The 18,944-nt window shown below is 45.7% G+C and carries 13 protein-coding genes and 1 riboswitch; of the genes, 5 read left to right on the top strand and 8 right to left on the bottom strand.

Annotated features, from left to right (window positions below; all coding sequences use genetic code 11):
• Window positions 1-16 precede the first annotated feature (16 nt).
• The 4 genes from DWY55_RS08035 to DWY55_RS08020 form a co-directional block, all read right to left on the bottom strand.
• On the bottom strand, window positions 17-823 hold the full coding sequence (locus DWY55_RS08035) for a DUF3805 domain-containing protein (protein ID WP_165859512.1): 807 nt from the start codon (window positions 821-823) through the stop codon (window positions 17-19).
• A 332-nt stretch (window positions 824-1,155) separates the two neighbouring features.
• Window positions 1,156-3,003, bottom strand: a complete 1,848-nt coding sequence (locus DWY55_RS08030; RefSeq protein WP_005826719.1) for a SusD/RagB family nutrient-binding outer membrane lipoprotein — start codon at window positions 3,001-3,003, stop codon at window positions 1,156-1,158.
• A gap of 21 nt (window positions 3,004-3,024) precedes the next feature.
• Entirely contained in the window at window positions 3,025-6,234 is a 3,210-nt protein-coding gene (locus DWY55_RS08025) for a SusC/RagA family TonB-linked outer membrane protein (RefSeq protein ID WP_016273377.1), read from the bottom strand.
• 681 nt (window positions 6,235-6,915) lie between these two features.
• A complete protein-coding gene (locus tag DWY55_RS08020) occupies window positions 6,916-8,112 on the bottom strand; it encodes a hypothetical protein (protein WP_117878037.1) in 1,197 nt (398 codons plus the stop codon).
• Between the two features lie 288 nt (window positions 8,113-8,400).
• Here DWY55_RS08020 and DWY55_RS08015 point away from each other — a divergent pair, with 288 nt between their 5' ends.
• The 3 genes from DWY55_RS08015 to DWY55_RS08005 all read left to right on the top strand — a co-directional run bounded on the left by DWY55_RS08015 (window position 8,401) and on the right by DWY55_RS08005 (window position 13,033).
• A complete protein-coding gene (locus DWY55_RS08015; protein WP_117878035.1) occupies window positions 8,401-9,090 on the top strand; it encodes a response regulator transcription factor in 690 nt (229 codons plus the stop codon).
• Complete coding sequence (locus DWY55_RS08010; RefSeq protein ID WP_005835971.1) at window positions 9,065-10,858, top strand: ATP-binding protein; 1,794 nt, start codon at window positions 9,065-9,067, stop codon at window positions 10,856-10,858. The genes DWY55_RS08015 and DWY55_RS08010 overlap by 26 nt, the downstream gene beginning before the upstream one ends.
• A gap of 327 nt (window positions 10,859-11,185) precedes the next feature.
• Window positions 11,186-11,387, top strand: a riboswitch (cobalamin riboswitch).
• A gap of 272 nt (window positions 11,388-11,659) precedes the next feature.
• Entirely contained in the window at window positions 11,660-13,033 is a 1,374-nt protein-coding gene (locus DWY55_RS08005; protein ID WP_120178053.1) for a tryptophanase, read from the top strand.
• Window positions 13,034-13,038: 5 nt separating this feature from the next.
• On the opposite strand, the gene DWY55_RS08000 is transcribed toward DWY55_RS08005, so the two are convergent.
• From DWY55_RS08000 to mutY, 4 genes are all read right to left on the bottom strand, one after another.
• Entirely contained in the window at window positions 13,039-13,668 is a 630-nt protein-coding gene (locus tag DWY55_RS08000; protein ID WP_005826741.1) for a 4'-phosphopantetheinyl transferase family protein, read from the bottom strand.
• A gap of 29 nt (window positions 13,669-13,697) precedes the next feature.
• Entirely contained in the window at window positions 13,698-15,047 is a 1,350-nt protein-coding gene (gldE, locus tag DWY55_RS07995) for a gliding motility-associated protein GldE (protein ID WP_005826743.1), read from the bottom strand.
• 23 nt (window positions 15,048-15,070) lie between these two features.
• Window positions 15,071-15,526: a single-stranded DNA-binding protein gene (locus tag DWY55_RS07990; protein ID WP_005826745.1), complete on the bottom strand. Its 456-nt coding sequence runs from the start codon at window positions 15,524-15,526 to the stop codon at window positions 15,071-15,073.
• A 72-nt stretch (window positions 15,527-15,598) separates the two neighbouring features.
• Window positions 15,599-16,639 (bottom strand): A/G-specific adenine glycosylase, encoded by a 1,041-nt coding sequence (gene mutY, locus DWY55_RS07985; protein ID WP_008663717.1) that lies wholly within the window; start codon window positions 16,637-16,639, stop codon window positions 15,599-15,601.
• 157 nt (window positions 16,640-16,796) lie between these two features.
• On the opposite strand from mutY, the gene DWY55_RS07980 reads away from it, so the two are divergent.
• Entirely contained in the window at window positions 16,797-17,072 is a 276-nt protein-coding gene (locus tag DWY55_RS07980; protein WP_005826750.1) for an HU family DNA-binding protein, read from the top strand.
• 235 nt (window positions 17,073-17,307) lie between these two features.
• Window positions 17,308-18,882, top strand: coding sequence for a ribonuclease E/G (locus DWY55_RS07975; protein ID WP_005826752.1), 1,575 nt, complete (start codon window positions 17,308-17,310; stop codon window positions 18,880-18,882).
• The last annotated feature ends 62 nt before the right edge of the window (window positions 18,883-18,944 follow it).

The raw sequence follows: 18,944 nt of genomic DNA, 5'->3' as shown, positions 1-18,944 counted from the left end.
CCGAGATGACCGGACCTTAGAACAAGGAGCTGTATATCTCCGGCAGATTCACTTTACCTCCTGCCTTTACTTTGCTCCAAACCAGCTTCATGGGGTCTATCCATTCACCGGTAGACGTGTTCAGCAATATGGGCGCTTCCCGGTTTCCGTCCACCAAGGTACGCCATTCCATACCGTCCACTTCATTGGCGAAAATAACACAAAGCGCGATGCCAAAAGCCAGCCATGCATCCTTCTTCTTAGGACCGATGTTGCTTTCTTCCATCATCTGCTGCATCTTGGCAATGTCTTCCTCGGCTCCCTGGAAATCCTTCTTCAACGATTCCTTTATAGTAGTATCCACCCACTCGTATGCTTCATTAATCTGGTAGATTTCCGAAAGGCGCACCGGAATTATCTCCGCTGGATACTTCACTCCATCCTTCCGCGTTTCCAGCGAAGCGATAATCTTCTCCGCTTCTGCAACCGGCTCTCCTTTCTTCACCGTAAACGAGCATTCAAAGGCAATTTCATCCACGCCCGTTATCCATAAATGGGAAGTATAGTACGCACCTTCTTCCTCGAACATCTCCTTACTATATGCACATTCCATCCGGCCTATCCTAACCGGAATGGCAGAGGAGTTTTCCCGTAACTCTTGCTTCACGGAGTCCTTGCCATATGTAGCATTCCCTTTGAAAGCCGAAATGCGAAAATTACCGGTCCACTCATTGGGGTTATAAAAAAGGAAAGAGCCTTCCCCGTCCTCGAATTCATTCCAGTCTACCGGATAAGTCATGGAGAACCATGCCCCCGGAGAGATAAATTTCTTGCTTTGTTCCATATATAGACTAATCTTTGCAAAGACAGTTCCTACCATCTCAGCTATTTCTCGCAAAGATAGTACAAACCGAATGCAAAATAAAATGAACTTGTCCATTTTTTATGCTGAGGTGCAGCCTATCTTCGGTTTTAGGGCAAAAGTAACATATTACCGCCGTTGATATGCAAACAAACGAAACAAAAAAAACAGCCGATTCTCACGAACCGGCTGTTCCAATCATCATCTATGAATGAAGACCATTAGAGCCTTCAATATCTTAACTATATCTTAAAATCCACATTTTGGGCGTAAAGATAATGAATTTGTATCACAAAATAAAATGCAATGAAAAATTAGTTTTGGGCACTGTCCCACCATACGGGTAAAGTCCATACGTCCTCGGCAGCATTCCAAAGTGCAATTGAAGTATCAGCTCCCGGAACAGTGGCACCGATAGCTTGCAGATTGGCCGTATTATAATTGAGTTCATGACTGCATTGCTGCCAACGACGGAACTGTTTACCTTGCGGAATATTCTTTTGGGCAGTAGCATCAACGCCATAGCGTGCAGGAATACCCCAGCCTAAGAAAAGCTCCGGATTAAAATCGTAGCGACGCATATCGTTCCAAATTTCCATGGAAAAATGCAATGCCAAACGCTTTTGAGTAAGAATCTTGCCCAAAGTAATATTCTCTTCAGTGCCGATACCATTGTTCAAATAGTTGTCAATATCGGTTTGCGTCATAGGAGAGAACGAGGGGCATGCTTCCAAATTGGCATCTTCACGGCACCACACTTTCAACTTATCGTTCATACCGTCGATACTGGCTGCAATACCTTTCTTATAAGCATTAAAAGCCGCTCCTTTATTACCTTGGTTAAAGAGTACTTCAGCACGTATGAAACAAGCTTCGGCATAGGTTCCAATATAGGTGGGAGAAGACACGCGAGTATAGAAAGTTCCCGATTCGCGAGAGGCATCAGTGCCATCGCGACGATAAAGTAAATCAGGACGTCCTTGATAAGCTTTGCACTGACTGGTACACTCTACATAAATAGTGTCCCCCTTACGGGTAGAAGATTCACTGTCAATCCACCAACCTTTGGCTGCCGAGAAGTTCGAGCGCAACGGTCCGCCGGTAAGGCTGGGACTATCATTGCCAATCATGTCTACACCCATAGAACGACGCCAACCGTTTTTGAACTTCACCTCTGCGGGTGAATTACTTGATTGCTTCGAATATGCCCAAGGTAAAATCTTATCGGCACGCGGATCTTCTATTCCACTTCCGGCAAAATTTGTCAGATTATCGTAAAGCATCTTGGTAGGCATATAGCCGGCATTCATGCCACATACAGAAAAGAGCGGTGAATAATCAACCGGTTCGTCCCATCCCAATACATCATGCGAATTATTGGCATCAATATGATTGAATACGGTATTGTCGGCATTGCTTTGCTGAGCCTTGTCAAGACAAGCCAAGATTTCTGCGGCATCGTATTTCCCTTCAAGATAACTGCCTTCACCCTTTTTAATAAGCTTGTTAATGTAACGTGCTTTAAGTAAATATGCCAATTTAAGCCACTTGTCTACACTACCACCATTCCAAATATCGCCTACAGCCAACGAAGCTGTCGCAGACCCTTGCTCTTTTTGGAACATCTCGATAGCGGTGTCAAGATCGGCCAAACAGCCCAAATAGATTGTTTTTCCGTCATTATAGGTAGGAGTAACACCGGCTTCAGCCTCACTCGACTTGTAAGGCATTTCTCCATAAAGGTCTGTCATAAGCATAAAACCATAGGCACGAATTACGCGAGCTGCACCCACATAATGCCAAGCCTCGGCTGCCGTAGCCTTGTCAATCAAAAATGGAATATTTACAGCAGCTCCACAGAACCACCATTGGTAGGGAGTGGTAACGGCACCGGTCTGAGGACTCCAATAAGACATGCTCCAATAAGTGCCGCCGTCATAATAGCGTGTCCAATCGCCCATAGACATACTGGAACGCCAAGCAGCAAACTGAGTGGCACTGTTGGTATAAAATTCAATATGTGCCAATCGTGAATCATAGGTCGCATTTCCGGCTGTGGGATTTTCGGGATCGACATTTACATCGAGCCAGTCACTACACCCCGAGAACAAAGTCATAAGGGCACCCACACTACATAATATCATAGATTTGAATAATTTCATATTGCTTCTGTTTTTTAAGAGTTAGAAAGTAAGATTCAAGCCAAATGACATGGTAGAAGTGGCAGGTACACCGCAGTAGTCAAATCCTACTGATGATGAGCCACCTACACCCGCACCAGCGGCAGCCACTTCAGGATCACCGTCGTAATTGGTGATGAGCAATAGATTGGTAGCAGCTACCGATACCGAAGCACGCTTTACAAATCCAATCTTGGAAAGCCACGTTTTAGGAAACTCATAGCTCAATGAAACAGAACGCAAACGCAAAGAGTTGACATCGGTAATATAGTTGGCTGACTCCTTAGAATAATAGTTCTGATAGTAATCCTTAATGATGTTGTAACCACTCATTTGTACTCCATTAAAAGTATAGGTTTTATCGGCCTCCCAAGTATTGGTCACTGGGTCACCATTGGCATTGACACCCGTTACAGTGAGAGAACGATTGCGTACATCGGCAGAGAACTGGCTCACACCGCTGTTATCCATAGCATATTGAGTACCGTTGACCACATCGCCACCTACACGGAATTCCCATAGCATATTGAAAGTAAAATTCTTCCAAGTAAGGGTGTTGTTCAATCCACCGGTAAACGATGACTCACGATTACCTACTGCTACAAGGGTTTTGTCATAAGTAGGCATACCGTTTTTGTCGAGTATCACCTCACCGGCGTCATTACGTTTCCATTTGGTACCGGCAATACCCATAAAATCTCCACCGCTGAACGAGGCTGCCTGCATACCGGCATATTGCACATCGGTAACATACATCACGCCCATACCTTCGGGAAGCCCGTCCAAAGTACCACGATTACCTGCCATGTTCAAGCCAATGTCCCATGTCCAGTCCTTAGTCTGTATGGGAGTTCCCGAAATAGAGAGTTCCATACCTTTGTTATACACATTGCCCGCATTGATACTCCAAAAGATGTAACCGGTAGATTGCGGACCGCGAGGAGCAAGAATCTGATTATATGAATCGTTGGTATAGTAAGCATAGTCTATGTGCAGGCGGTTTTTGAAGAAACTCAATTCCACGCCTATTTCGGTAGACTTGGTCATTTCCGGTTTCAGTTTGTCATTACCGCGTGTCCAAGTATTTCCCACACCTACCGTACCGTCAAGATAGGTACCCGTAGGCCATAAGGCAGTTTCCAATTCGTACACACCGGTATCTTTACCTACCTTGGCCCACGATGCACGCAATTTACCAAAGTTGAGCACACTGTCATCCAGCCAACCGAGTCGCTGCAAGGCTTCAGTAAATACGAATGAACCGCTTACCGAAGGATAGAAGTACGAACGGTTTTCAAGAGGAAGAGTAGAAGTCCAGTCATTACGACCGCTCACAGTGAGATAGAGCATATTTTTCCATGATGCACGGAATTCTCCAAAAGCTCCTACCAAACGTTTCTTAGTAGCTGCATGTGTGAATTGCTTATTGTCTTTACTGGCATTGGCGTATGAGAAAAAATCAGGAACGGAAAAGTTCCAAGCCATCATCGAGCTACGGTCTGTCTTGGTTTCGTCCATTGTGGCACCCAACAAAAGATTCAAATCGAAATCACCGAACTTATGGCTCATGTTCGACATAAAGTCATGGCTCATATAGCGGAACTGCTGGGTGTTGTCACTCATCATACCTTTTTGCCACACTTGTTTAAGCACGCCATTGGCAGCCAAACGGTTGGAAGCAGTTTGGGTATAACGGTCAATACCTATTTTATAAGAAACAAACCACCATTTGGCAATATCGGCTTTTATACTGAGCATCCCATTGAAACGGTCGATGTCGTCATACATGTGGTTACGATTGACAATCCAATAGGGGTTGTCGCGTTCGTCCCATGGATCAAGACGATCGCCAAACAAACGATAACGGGTACCATCCTCGTTCTGATAGTGGGTCATTCGGTCGAAAGGAGACCAGTTGTACACACCATAAAGAGCACCATTACCACTCGAATTATAAAGTCCGGCACCCGTCAAAGTACGGTCCGTATGAGCATCGCTATATGCGGCACTGGCGTTAAAGGTAAAAATCCCCACCTTCTGCTCACCATTGAAACGGAAAGCATATTTCTTGTATCCGGTCTCGGGCACAACACCTACCTGATCATAGTAAGACCCTGAAAGATAGAATTTACTATTCTTGGTACCCCCGGCTACGCTGGCACTTTCATCGAAAATGTTTCCGCCTTGAAAGAAATCACCTATGTTATCATAAGTAGCTGCGTTCGACTTCTCTCCCCACGAAGTATAAGCAAAGTCATTAAACACAGTACCAGTATAGTTCTTCTTTGAATCATATTGGTCTTCCATATATCCACGGGCATATTGGCGTTGCGTTTGCGGCAGGCTCTTTACCCATGAAGCAGTAAACTTAGAATTGATATTCACTTCAACCACGCCCTCTTTACCTTTCTTGGTAGTGATAAGAATAACTCCGTTGGCTGCACGTGAACCGTATAAAGCGGCAGCTGCAGGGCCTTTGAGCACCGACATACTTTCTATATCTTCGGGGTTTATATCCATCAAACGATTGGAAGTAGTAGAGGCAGAACGCATAGAACCATCGAAAGCCGAATTGCCCACCACTGATGAAGAGTTATCAAAAATAACACCATCCACCACAAAGAGCGGCTGATTGTCTTTGCCTTCAGCACCCGACGTTCCTCCACGCAATATAATCTGAGCGCCCGCACCAGCGGCACCGGATGACTGAGTAACATTCACACCGGCCACTTTCCCCGAAAGGGATGAAATAGGATTGGCAGTTTTCATCTTCATCAATTCATCCGACTTCACATCCTCCATTGAATATCCCAAAGCTTTGCGCTCTTTCTTGATACCCATTGCCGTCACAACCACTTCGTCCAGCGCTTGCGAGTCATCTTGTAAACTCACAGTATAAGTAGTGGCGTTCGTCACCTTCAATGTCACTGTTTTGTACCCAATGAAAGATACCTCCAATGTGCTACCCACCGGCGCCTCTACAGAAAAATTTCCATCAATATCCGTCACAGCGCCGGTACCAGAACCTTTTACTAACACGCTGGCGCCGATGATGGGTTCGCCTGCCGCATCTAAAACTTTACCTGTGATTTTCTTGGCTTGCTGAGCACTTTGGGAACTTAGCACACTTTCAACAGCTGCATTAGCAGCAAAAGGTGCAGACACCCCAAACAATGCAAGCAACACTAATGATAAGCAATAATTTCTTTTCATAAGCTCTATTATTTGGATTTGTTTGCAAACATATGAATTAATTTAGAAATTACATCATCAATCGAATTAAAAATTACTAAATAAATATTAAAACATTTGCATTTATATTTTTGCAAAGTTTTAAATATCTATTTAGTAATTATTCAAAGCATTAACTCTTAATCATATTGATGCCGTACTTGTATATAATATATCTCAATGATGCAAAAAAACGGAAAAACACATCACATTTATCATTTATATATAGCAATATTTTGAACTATTTGATTTACGCATTAAAGCATATGCATAAATCTTTTTATATAAAAAGAACTTAATTACGTGGGGATATTGGTATAGATAAGGGTTCTAAAAAGCAAATTAGTTAAAATGATTCATAAGTTCATCAAAAAATAGTGTTAGACTATTAACAATAACAAATTCCATATATAATCTACATCAACATTTTATTTTTCAGCATAATACTAATATATACAAGTTTCACTTATAAGAACTGGTCTCTTTCCATGTTGTGGAATTTCCATATCAGTAGTGGTGACATATATAATGGTACAGATTATTTCATGACAGCACGTAGCATGAGTGTGAGATTTAATTCATTGAAGCCTCTCAACGGTCTTCATTCATAGATGATGATTGGAACGGCCGGTTCGTGAAAATCGGCTGTTTGCATTCTACGCCTCATTTCCCTATCGGCTGTATTCTCCTTCTCACCTCTTTGGATATTTCCAGAAACATATAGTTCAGTTTGCCGGAATGAATGCCTTCCTTATTCTGGGCATACTTCTTATTGGCATACTCCTTGGACTTGTCAAAGGTGATGCGCGACATCTGGTTCTGCGACTTTCCCACCATCGTCGAATCCAATTGTTCGTCCGGAAAGAAATCATCCAAATCCACATCACCAATCATGGTCGTTTCAAGGAAATTCATGTCTTTATGACTGGAATCCGTGTAGTATCCTACAAACATATGCCCCGGGGTGCGCACCAATATAGGTTCTATGTTGATGGCACGGAGCAGAGAAGCAAAAAGCACACTTCCATCCACACAGTTGATTTGCGAGGACTCCAAGGCGTCATCGAACGTGCGCACACGCTGTGAAAAGACCACATTGCTGGAAAGGCTCGTATTGGAGACCGAGCTATAACGGAACTTACGCTTCTGCAGTACATTCCACAAGGCATAAACCTGCCTGTCCACCACTTCGGCACCTCCCTGATAGCCTAAAAAACGGTTGACGATACGCGTATCCAGCGCTTCACGCAACAGTTTGTCAATCATAGGATTCTCCTCATTTACATATGCTGCAAAAAAGATGCCGGTATCATGGAATTTTGTACCATTCGTGACATACCCCAACAGACATTCATTAATGCTGCGAACGGAAAAAGTACGCACCCTCTGCCCCAAATCCTTACCGTTCATCTCTACCATAACGGCCACACTAATGGGTTCCGCCTGGTTGTTATTCTTCAGAGCCTCATAATTCCATATGATATCAGGATAGATAATATACTCCGTACGCGGTTTTGCCAGCACAAATTCCGACACTGAACGGGAAAAGAACGGAGTCTCCGCAACTTCTACCCGCACCCGGCTATAAGCATTCCTCGAACGGACACGGACAGCGATGCACGACTTCGGATTACCTACATACATGGAGTCTACCGGCACTATGACCTGAGCATCGGTGGTAGCCACTGAAAGGATACTGGAAGGGAATATATTACCGCCCAGCTCATCCGCGATATCAAAGCCCGAACGGAAAGGAGCCGTATTCAGCCAGACAGAGCCGATTATCACTAAAAGCAGAGTTTCCACAATAACCGGCAAACGCCTTTTAGAGAAACTCCTGATATACATAAGTTCTTTCATACAATTCAATATTTACGAAGCAAAGATAATATTTTATATGTGACAGGGCTTTTAGATAAACGAGAATTTAATGTAACCCAAATGTAACACTTGTTTCATCATTCCGTAACAAATTAGCCTCACTTTTGTACCCAGAAAGTAGAAATGGCCTGCATCTCAGCACAAGTTTTCATGCAAACATGAAAATTCTGCATTCGGTTTGCACTATTTTTGCCGATAAAAAGAAATAAAGTTTAACTTTGTGACAAGAGAATTGTTTTATCCTTGTCATACATAAACAACAAAGCAATGAACGATTACCGGATTTTAGTAGTGGACGATGAAGAAGACTTATGTGAAATTCTGAAGTTCAACCTCGAAAACGAAGGCTACGAAGTGGATACGGCGAACTCTGCCGAAGAAGCTCTGAGAATGGACATTGGCAGCTACAACCTACTACTGCTGGACGTGATGATGGGAGAAATTTCCGGCTTCAAAATGGCAAGTATGCTGAAGAAGGACAAGAAGACGGCCCAGATACCCATCATCTTCATTACCGCCAAAGATACGGAAAATGACACCGTGACTGGCTTCAACCTGGGAGCGGACGACTATATATCCAAACCCTTCTCGCTGCGCGAAGTAGCGGCACGTGTCAAAGCCGTACTGAGACGCACCCAGCAAGGAGAGACAGAGCATGCACCGGAACAGATTGTCTACAAGACGCTGGTGCTGAACGTCATCAAGAAGAAAGTCTGCATTGACGGTGAAGAGGCACCGCTCACCAAAAAAGAGTTTGAAATCTTATTGCTGCTTTTGCAGAATAAAGGACGCGTATTCTCGCGCGAGGATATACTGAACCGCATCTGGAGCGACGAAGTATATGTGCTGGACCGCACCATCGACGTGAACATCACACGTCTGCGCAAGAAAATCGGAGTTTATGGCAAATGTATCGTAACACGCTTGGGATATGGTTATTGTTTCGAAGCCGAATAACGACAGACACTTTCTGTCCTTCAGCCGGAAGCTTTTCCTTTCGGTCATCTCGTTGTTCCTCGTATTCGCCGCCTGCTTCATCGCCTACCAGTATCAGCGGGAAAAGGAATACAAAGTGGAGCTGCTGGACATGCAGCTGCAAGATTATAACGACAGACTGCACCAGGAGCTTCGCTACCTCCCCGACAGCCTATGGACTTCCATGCTGGACAGCTACATCTCCAAGCATGTGAACAAGGAATTGCGCGTCACTGTGGTAGACCTTCATGGCAACGTATTGTTCGACAGCTCCCAGAACGACAGCCATGAACTGGACAACCACATCAAACGCCCCGAAGTGCAGAAAGCGCTGAAAGACGGCAAGGGCTACGACTTACGGCGCATCTCCGAAACCACCGGCAAGACCTATTTCTATTCTGCCACCGCCTACGAAGGCTGCATCATCCGTTCAGCCCTCCCCTACAACGTCAACCTGATGAACAATCTGGCTGCCGACCCACACTACATCTGGTTCACGGTCATTGTATCACTGCTGCTGATATCCGTCTTCTACAAATTCACCTCCAAACTGGGCAGCGCCATCAACCACCTGCGCGAGTTTGCCAAAAGAGCCGACAAGAACGAACCTATAGACATGGACATACAAGCCGCCTTTCCGCACAATGAGCTTGGAGAGATTTCGCAGCATATCATACAGATATACAAGCGCCTGCGCGAAACCAAAGAGGCGCTTTACATTGAGCGCGAAAAGCTTATCACCCATTTGCAAACCTCCCGCGAAGGACTGGGCGTATTCAACAGAGACAAAAAGGAGATATTGGTAAACAATCTGTTCACCCAATACGGCAATCTGATTTCAGACTCCAACCTGCAGGCTACCGAAGAGATATTCTCCATCTGCGAATTCCAGAAGATAACGGATTTCATCAACAAGGCGCAGAAGCGCCCCTCCTACAACGAAGAACGAAGGATGTCCGTACACATCAACAAGAACGGACGCACCTTCATCGTGGAGTGCATCATCTTCCAAGACCTCAGCTTTGAAATTTCCATCAACGACATCACCCAGGAAGAAGAGCAAGTACGGCTGAAACGGCAGTTGACCCAGAACATCGCCCACGAGCTGAAAACCCCCGTAAGCAGCATACAAGGTTATCTGGAAACCATCGTGAACAACGAAAACATTGCACCCGAAAAGATGCAGGTCTTCCTGGAACGCTGCTACGCGCAAAGTAACCGCCTGAGCCGCCTGCTGCGCGACATATCCGTACTGACCCGCATGGACGAAGCCGCCAACATGATTGATATGGAAAAGGTGGACATCAGCATGCTGGTTTCAAACATCGTCAACGAAGTGTCCCTGGAACTGGAACAGAAGCAAATCACCGTTGTCAATTCCCTAAAACCGAAGATACAGTTGCGGGGCAACTACTCTCTACTCTACTCCATCTTCCGCAATCTCATGGACAACGCCATCGCTTATGCCGGCACCAACATACACATCAACATCAGTTGTTTCCGCGAAGACGAGAATTACTACTATTTCAGTTTTGCCGATACCGGCATCGGCGTTTCTCCCGAACATCTGAACCGTTTGTTCGAACGCTTCTACCGTGTAGACAAAGGACGCTCGCGCAAGTTGGGCGGCACCGGCTTGGGGCTCGCCATAGTGAAGAATGCAGTCCTTATTCACGGAGGCACCATCTCTGCCAAAAACAACCAAGGTGGAGGACTGGAGTTTGTATTCACACTGGCAAAAGAGAGATAACAGCCCGTTTTACCACACCAAACAAAATGCTTTGCATACCTCTGGAGAAGGTTCTTGTGGCAAGTGTGGCTTGTATTGGTATCTTTTCACCTTACCGACATGACGGATTGCTTAAATCGCCTTAAGTCACTATCAATCAGAGAGTAATTTTGCCAACCTATTGCCATGCTTTTGGCAAACTTTTGCCATGCCTATGGCAAAGTTTTGCCAACGCGGTGACAAAGTCTTGCCAAGAGGGTGGCAAAACCTTGCCAATTTGTCGGCAAAAAGAAAGAGAGCGGGGAAGAAAATTTATCACTCATAGAATTGTTTTCTCAAAAAGAATCCGTATCTTTGTCATGCATTGGTTCGCTCCCCCTCTTCTGGGAAAGCGATTAAAAGGGAATCAGGTGTAAATCCTGGACAGTCCCGCTGCTGTAAGTTTCGTGCAACGTTGCAGACAATTACTCTATGCCACTGGAATATTCTTCCGGGAAGGCGCCTGCAACAGAAACAAGTCAGAAGACCTGCCATGCATACTTTATCATTGCTTTCGAGGAAAAAGCGTTGAGTCTAATGAGCCGGACAAACCGTCCATCATTTCATTCATCAAACCTAATTCAGAGAAAGTAAAGAAGGTAATAAACTCTGCCAAGTTTATTTGATGATGTCCGGCCGAAGTGATTTCGTCCGGACATTTACATTACAAAAAGTCATATTTAAATTGGTTATTACATAGATTTTGTCTAAATTCGGCACATTAAACCGCAATAATCGGTTTATCCGTTAACCTATTGTCAAATTATTAAAGATACAGAGTCTATGGAATTACCATTTGCCGAAGCATGGAAAATCAAAATGGTGGAACCTATCCGCAAAAGTACCCGCCAGGAACGCGAACAATGGCTGAAAGAGGCCCACTACAACGTATTCCAACTCAAATCGGAACAAGTTTATATCGACCTCATCACCGACTCGGGCACCGGAGCCATGAGCGACCGCCAATGGGCAGGCATGATGCTGGGTGACGAAAGCTATGCCGGAGCCACCTCATTCTTCAAACTGAAGGAAGTCATCACCCGCCTCACCGGATTTGAATACATTATCCCCACCCACCAGGGACGCGCTGCCGAAAATGTACTCTTCTCCTACTTGGTGCACGAGGGCGACATTGTGCCGGGAAACTCCCATTTCGACACCACCAAAGGACATATCGAGGGACGCCGGGCATTGGCTCTGGACTGCACCATAGACGAAGCCAAACAGACACAGCTGGAAATTCCCTTCAAAGGCAATGTAGACCCTAAAAAACTGGAAAAAGCATTACAGGAACATAGCGAACGGATACCGTTCGTCATCGTCACCATAACCAACAACACTGCAGGCGGCCAGCCGGTTTCCATGCAGAACCTGCGCGAAGTCCGCGCCATTGCCGACAAGTACGGCAAGTCCGTTCTCTTTGACTCGGCACGCTTTGCGGAAAATGCCTACTTCATCAAAATGAGAGAAGAAGGTTACCGCAACAAGAGCATAAAGGAAATTACCCGCGAGATGTTTGACCTTGCCGACGGTATGACGATGAGTGCCAAAAAAGACGGTATTGTCAACATGGGCGGATTCATAGCCACCCGCCGGAAAGACTGGTATGAAGGTGCCAAAGGCTTCTGCGTGCAGTTCGAAGGCTACCTTACTTACGGAGGCATGAACGGTCGTGACATGAACGCCCTTGCCATCGGCCTGGATGAAAATACTGAATTTGACAATCTGGAAACCCGCATTCACCAGGTGGGCTATCTAGCCATGAAACTGGATGAGTACGGGATACCCTACCAACGTCCCGCAGGCGGCCATGCCATATTTGTGGATGCCCCCAAAGTGCTGACACATGTGCCCAAAGAAGAATTCCCGGCACAAACACTGACCGCTGAGCTCTATCTGGAAGCAGGCATACGCGGCTGCGAAATCGGGTATCTGCTGGCAGACCGCGACCCGGTGACCCGCGAAAACCGCTTCAACGGCCTGGACTTGCTTCGGCTTGCCATCCCCCGCCGCGTGTATACCAACAACCACATGGATGTGGTGGCAGCCGCTTTGAAAAATGTATATGACAAACGGGAAAGTATTACCCGCGGAGTGCGCATCACCTGGGAAGCTCCGTTGATGAGACACTTCACGGTACAACTGGAAAGGCTGTAAGAGATTTACAGACTCAATGTCAAGACAAAATCCGGAAACAAATAATAATGAATAGTGAACCGGCGTTTCTCCACCGTACGATATTCTTCGGCGGAGAATACGCCGCTTTCATTTACAGCAAAAGGCAGAATGCGCATGTGCCCGCGAAAATCAACCTCGGAAGCATTCAGGCATTTGAACATGGTCTCCTTAGCCGACCAGTGCAGCAACAGTGACCAAGTGTCTGTTCCGCGAAACACGGATGGCTGTTCATCTTCGCGCATGAATTTATGTGCCACCTTCCTTACCCGCTCACCATACTGCTCGATGTCAACACCCACTTCCCGACCCGGCAATCCCAAGACAACAGCCACATAACCTTTCGTATGCGAAATACTGAGAGAGGCGGAGTCATCCGCCAGATAAGGTTTCCCACTGGGATGATAGGCAATCTCTTTCTCTTCTCCCGACAGAGTATAAAGCAATACGCGGACAGCCAACCACTCCAAACGGCGGTGTGCCGCGGTGAAGCGCCGCATACCTTCCCGGTATACTTCCTGATGAGGAAGCATGGCCAGCAATTCCTCCGGAGATTCCTCCGTTTTCCAAATTCCCCATCGACAGGGAAGAGCGGTATGTTGCAAGAAGAGGGGCACGGAACAATTTAAAAATTAATAATTAAAAATTAAAGGGAAGAAGAGTTGGGTTCTGCCGGGGCATTTACTGTGAACTTCACTTTCAGGATACGGCGGTTGTCCATCTCCAACACCTCAAACTCATAACGGCCGTAGGTCACCTTTTCATGGAGAGCAGGAAATTCCCCCTTCAGTTCCAGCAGAAGTCCGGCAAGCGTATCGGCATCCCCTGCCACCTCATCGAACGTTTCCTCGTCTATCTTCGTTATTTTATAGAAATCAGTCAGCTGGGTCTTGGCTTCAAATACCCAAGTGTGGTCATTCAGTACGGCATATGTACGTTCTTCATCATCGTATTCGTCATGAATTTCGCCCACAATCTCCTCAATAATGTCCTCCATGGTGACAATGCCCGACGTACCACCGAACTCATCGACCACAATGGCTATATGAATCTTGTTTGCCTGGAAATCGCGCAGCAAATCATCAATCATCTTGGTTTCGGGCACAAAATAGGCGGGCCGGATAAGCGACTGCCAACGGAAATTATCCCCTTTGTTCAGATGGGGAAGCAAATCCTTGATATAAAGCACCCCCTTGATATTGTCACGGCTATCCGCATAGATGGGAATACGGGAGTAGACATTCTCTACGATGCACTTCACCACATCTTTGAAAGGGGTACGGATATCCAGGTCCACCACATCAAGGCGAGAGGTCATGACCTCCTTGGCCGTTTCCCCGCCAAAGCGGATGATACCTTCCAGAATATTATTCTCCTCCGAAAGCTCTGCCTTGTCGGTCAGCTCCAACGCATGCGAGAGTTCATCGACCGATATGTTATGGTTCTTGCGGACCATATGCTTGTTCAAGAAAGAGGTGGAACGTACCAGCATAGATGCCATCGGATAGAATACGGAACGGCAAAACGTGATGCCGGGAGCGGCAAAACGGCAGAAAGCCAGCGTCTTCTGAGCCGAATATATCTTAGGCATGATTTCACCGAAAAGCAACAGCAAAAATGTAAGGACTACTGTCAGAATGAGGAACTCTGCAATGGGAGAATGAAATTGGAACACATTCATAAAGAAGAAGTTGCAGAGCATGATTATGGTTACATTCACGAAGTTGTTCGTAATCAGAATCGTTGCCAACAAACGTTCGCTGTTGTCCAGCAGATTACTGATTTTCTCATCCGAAGGATGCTTTCTCTCCGCTATTGCATTCAGGTCTGACGGAGAAAGAGAGAAAAAGGCTATTTCGGAAGCTGATGCAAAACCGGAAACAAGCAAAAGCAAACCTGCCAACACAATGGCTACAACGGCCGAAATAGAAGGAGTCTGTACGGATATACCGTTAAAAACATCTGCCAACTGGCATAAATAAGCGTCTGGGTCCAAAGATTTTGGTTTTAGTTAAACAATTAGAACGGCAAGTCGTCCGTCGGGTTATCTTGTGCAGGGGCAGCCTGCGGTTGTACTGGTTGTTGTGGCTGGGGGGCGGCTCCCGCCTGCGGCGCATAAGGGCCAGCACCGGGAGTTGCCGTTCTCGGAGTCAGCATCTCCATATTGTCGACAAATATCTCAGTCACATAACGCTTGATGCCTCCCTGGTCATCGTAAGAACGGGTACGTATCTTACCTTCCACGTAAAGCTTATCGCCTTTATGCACATATTTCTCAACGATTTCGCCTAAACGGCCACGGAATATCAGGTTATGCCATTCGGTACGGTCCGGAATCTGCGTACCATTCTGCAAAGTGTATCCTTTCTCCGTAGTGGCCAAAGAAAGCTGGGCAACACAGTTTCCACCTTCATAATAGGTTATTTTAGGGTCTTGTCCCACATTTCCTATCAATATCACTTTATTTACTGACATAAGCTTCTATTTTATTAATTTGCTGCCAAAATTAACGAGAATATTCACACCATGCAAGAATACAAACAACTTTTATACATATTTCTCCAAGAAAGCATGTATAAGGCGGGGCACCGCATAACGACCCAAATCTTCGACTGCAACCCGTTGGTAACTTGAGAAGGAGCTCGAATTATCGGGCAGAGTAACCTCGTAGAAGTTGGTGTAAATCACTCTGTGGGACAATACATGTTTCACCCCCCGAAGCAGTGTACGGACCATCCGCACCTCTCCCTCTGCAAACAGCGCATGAAACTGCGGACATGCCAGAAATTCCTCTTCGGATAAATCTTTTTCCGTTTCAACCAGAGGCAATTCAAAGAGATTTTTCCAGATATCGTCCTCCGTCCTCTTATGTATCAAGGTATGCGCGCCCATGCGTACATATATATAATTAAAATAGCGGTTGGTGGTCTTGGTTCTGTGCTGCTTCACGGGCAGTTGCTGCACTTTTCCTTCAGACAATGCCCGGCAGCTGCCGGACAAAGGACAAAACAGACAGTTGGGCGACTGCGGCGTACACTGCACGGCTCCGAAGTCCATAATTGCCTGGTTATAATCTGCCGGCCTGGATTTATCGAGCACCTCACCCGCCAAAGCGGTAAAAGTCTTTTTCCCTTCAGTAGAATCAATGGGAACATCAATGCCGAAATAGCGGGAAAGCACCCGATACACATTCCCGTCGACCGCCGCATAAGGCATGTCATAGGCAAAGGAGCAGATGGCCGCTGCCGTATAATCCCCCACTCCCTTCAAAGCACGTACCTCTGCATAGGTTTTCGGAAATGTCCCCTTCATGCTTTTGGCTGCGGCATGCAGGTTGCGGGCACGCGAATAGTACCCCAGGCCCTGCCAATATTTCATCACTTCGTCCTCGGACGCAGCAGCCAGCGACACCACATCCGGGAAGCGTTTTATGAAACGCAGAAAATACTCATACCCCTGCGCCACTCTTGTCTGTTGTAAGATGATTTCAGAAATCCATATCAGATAAGGGTCCGTGGTATTTCGCCACGGAAGGTCGCGTTTGTTCTCCGCATACCAGTCCAACAATGTTCCGCTAAAAATATTCATGCTGCAAAAATACTTCATTTTCAGCCTAACAAAGCTTAATGCCAAGACTTTTTTAGAAAATTGTCCGAAATATATTTTTTAGAGCCACGGAAAAGCTATATATTTGCAGTCCAAAAAATTAGGAAAACTATAGTAATAATATTTTTTTTAAAGAAAAATGACTAAAGCTGATATTGTAAACGAAATTACAAAGAACACCGGAATTGATAAGACAACCGTACTTACAACCGTTGAAGCATTCATGGACGCAGTAAAGGCATCTTTATCCAAAGATGAAAATGTTTACCTCCGCGGGTTTGGTAGTTTTGTAGTGAAGAAAAGAGCTCAGAAAACTGCTCGCAACATCTCCAAGAACACTACAATAATCATTCCGGAACATAACATTCCGGCATTTAAGCCTGCAAAAACGTTCACCCTCTCAGTGAAGAAATAATAAACAATAGTATTAACCCATAAAAATTTTGAAGCTATGCCAAGCGGAAAGAAGAAAAAAAGACATAAAATGTCTACGCACAAGCGTAAAAAAAGACTAAGAAAGAACAGACATAAAAGCAAAAAGTAATTTTTAGTCTGAAGGACAAAATAAAGAACAAACTTGTGAAGCAAAATGTCTCGCGGGTTTGTTCTTTGTTTAAGTAGTAAATTGAATCATTTAAAAGCCAATTATTGTGACAAGCGAACTCGTTGTAGACGTACAGCCCAAAGAGGTATCCATTGCACTGCTTGAAGACAAGCAGCTGGTGGAACTCCAGAGCGAAGGAAGAAACATCTCCTTTTCGGTGGGCAACATGTATTTGGGACGCGTCAAGAAATTGATGCCCGGCCTGAATGCCTGCTTCGTGGACGTGGGTTACGAGAAAGACGCTTTTCTTCATTATCTGGACCTGGGTCCTCAATTTAACTCGTTAGAGAAGTACGTAAAGCAAACTTTAAGCGACAAGAAGAAGCTGAATCCCATTACCAAAGCAACCATACTTCCCGACCTTGAAAAGGACGGAACGGTTTCCAACACACTCAAGGTGGGACAAGAAGTAGTGGTGCAAATTGTCAAGGAACCTATCTCTACCAAAGGGCCGCGACTGACTTCCGAACTTTCCTTTGCCGGAAGATACCTCGTGCTGATTCCCTTCAATGACAAGGTTTCCGTATCACAAAAAATTAAATCGAGCGAAGAGCGCGCACGCCTCAAGCAACTGTTGATGAGTATCAAGCCGAAAAACTTCGGCGTCATCGTCCGCACCGTGGCCGAAGGAAAACGTGTTGCCGAGCTCGACGGAGAGCTTAAAGTATTACTGAAACATTGGGAAGATGCCATTACAAAAGTACAGAAGGCCACCAAATTTCCGACACTGATTTACGAAGAAACCAGCCGTGCCGTAGGACTGTTGCGCGACTTGTTCAATCCTTCCTTCGAAAACATCCACGTGAACAACGAGGCTGTGTACCACGAAATCAAGGATTACGTAACCCTCATCGCCCCTGAACGGGCAGGAATTGTGAAGCTGTACAAAGGTCAACTCCCCATTTACGACAATTTTGGTATCACCAAACAAATCAAGTCGTCATTCGGCAAGACCATTTCATACAAAAGTGGTGCCTACCTGATTATTGAGCATACTGAGGCGCTTCACGTAGTAGACGTGAACAGCGGTAACCGCACCAAGAATGCCAACGGGCAGGAGGCCAACGCACTGGAAGTGAATCTGGGTGCAGCCGACGAACTGGCACGCCAGCTCAGACTAAGGGATATGGGTGGTATCATCGTGGTGGACTTCATCGACATGAATGAAGCCGAAAACCGACAGAAGCTTTACGAACGTATGTGTGCCAACATGCAGAAAGACAGAGCACGTCACAACATCCTGCCGCTCAGTAAATTCGGACTGATGCAGATTACACGCCAGCGTGTACGCCCGGCTATGGATGTAAATACGACGGAAACCTGCCCCACCTGCTTCGGTAAAGGCACCATCAAATCGTCCATCCTCTTTACGGACACCTTAGAGAGTAAGATTGACTACCTGGTCAACAAATTGAAGATAAAGAAATTCTCGTTACACATCCACCCGTACATCGCAGCCTACGTCAATCAGGGACTCGTCTCCTTGAAACGGAAGTGGCAGATGAAGTACGGATTCGGTATCAAGATTATTCCAAACCAGAAATTAGCATTCCTGGAATATGTATTCTACGACCTGCAAGGGGAAGAGATAGACATGAAGGAAGAAATCGAAATCAAATAAAAAAGACGGCGAAGGGTATTTATCTTCGCCGTCTTTTTTAGCTCTTGCTTTGGGGGAGCTCT

It is taken from the genome of Bacteroides sp. AF25-38AC (assembly GCF_003602995.1).
Classification (GTDB): domain Bacteria; phylum Bacteroidota; class Bacteroidia; order Bacteroidales; family Bacteroidaceae; genus Bacteroides; species Bacteroides uniformis.
Note: the sequence above shows the minus strand (reverse complement) of the source record. Positions and strands in the feature narration are given on the sequence as shown.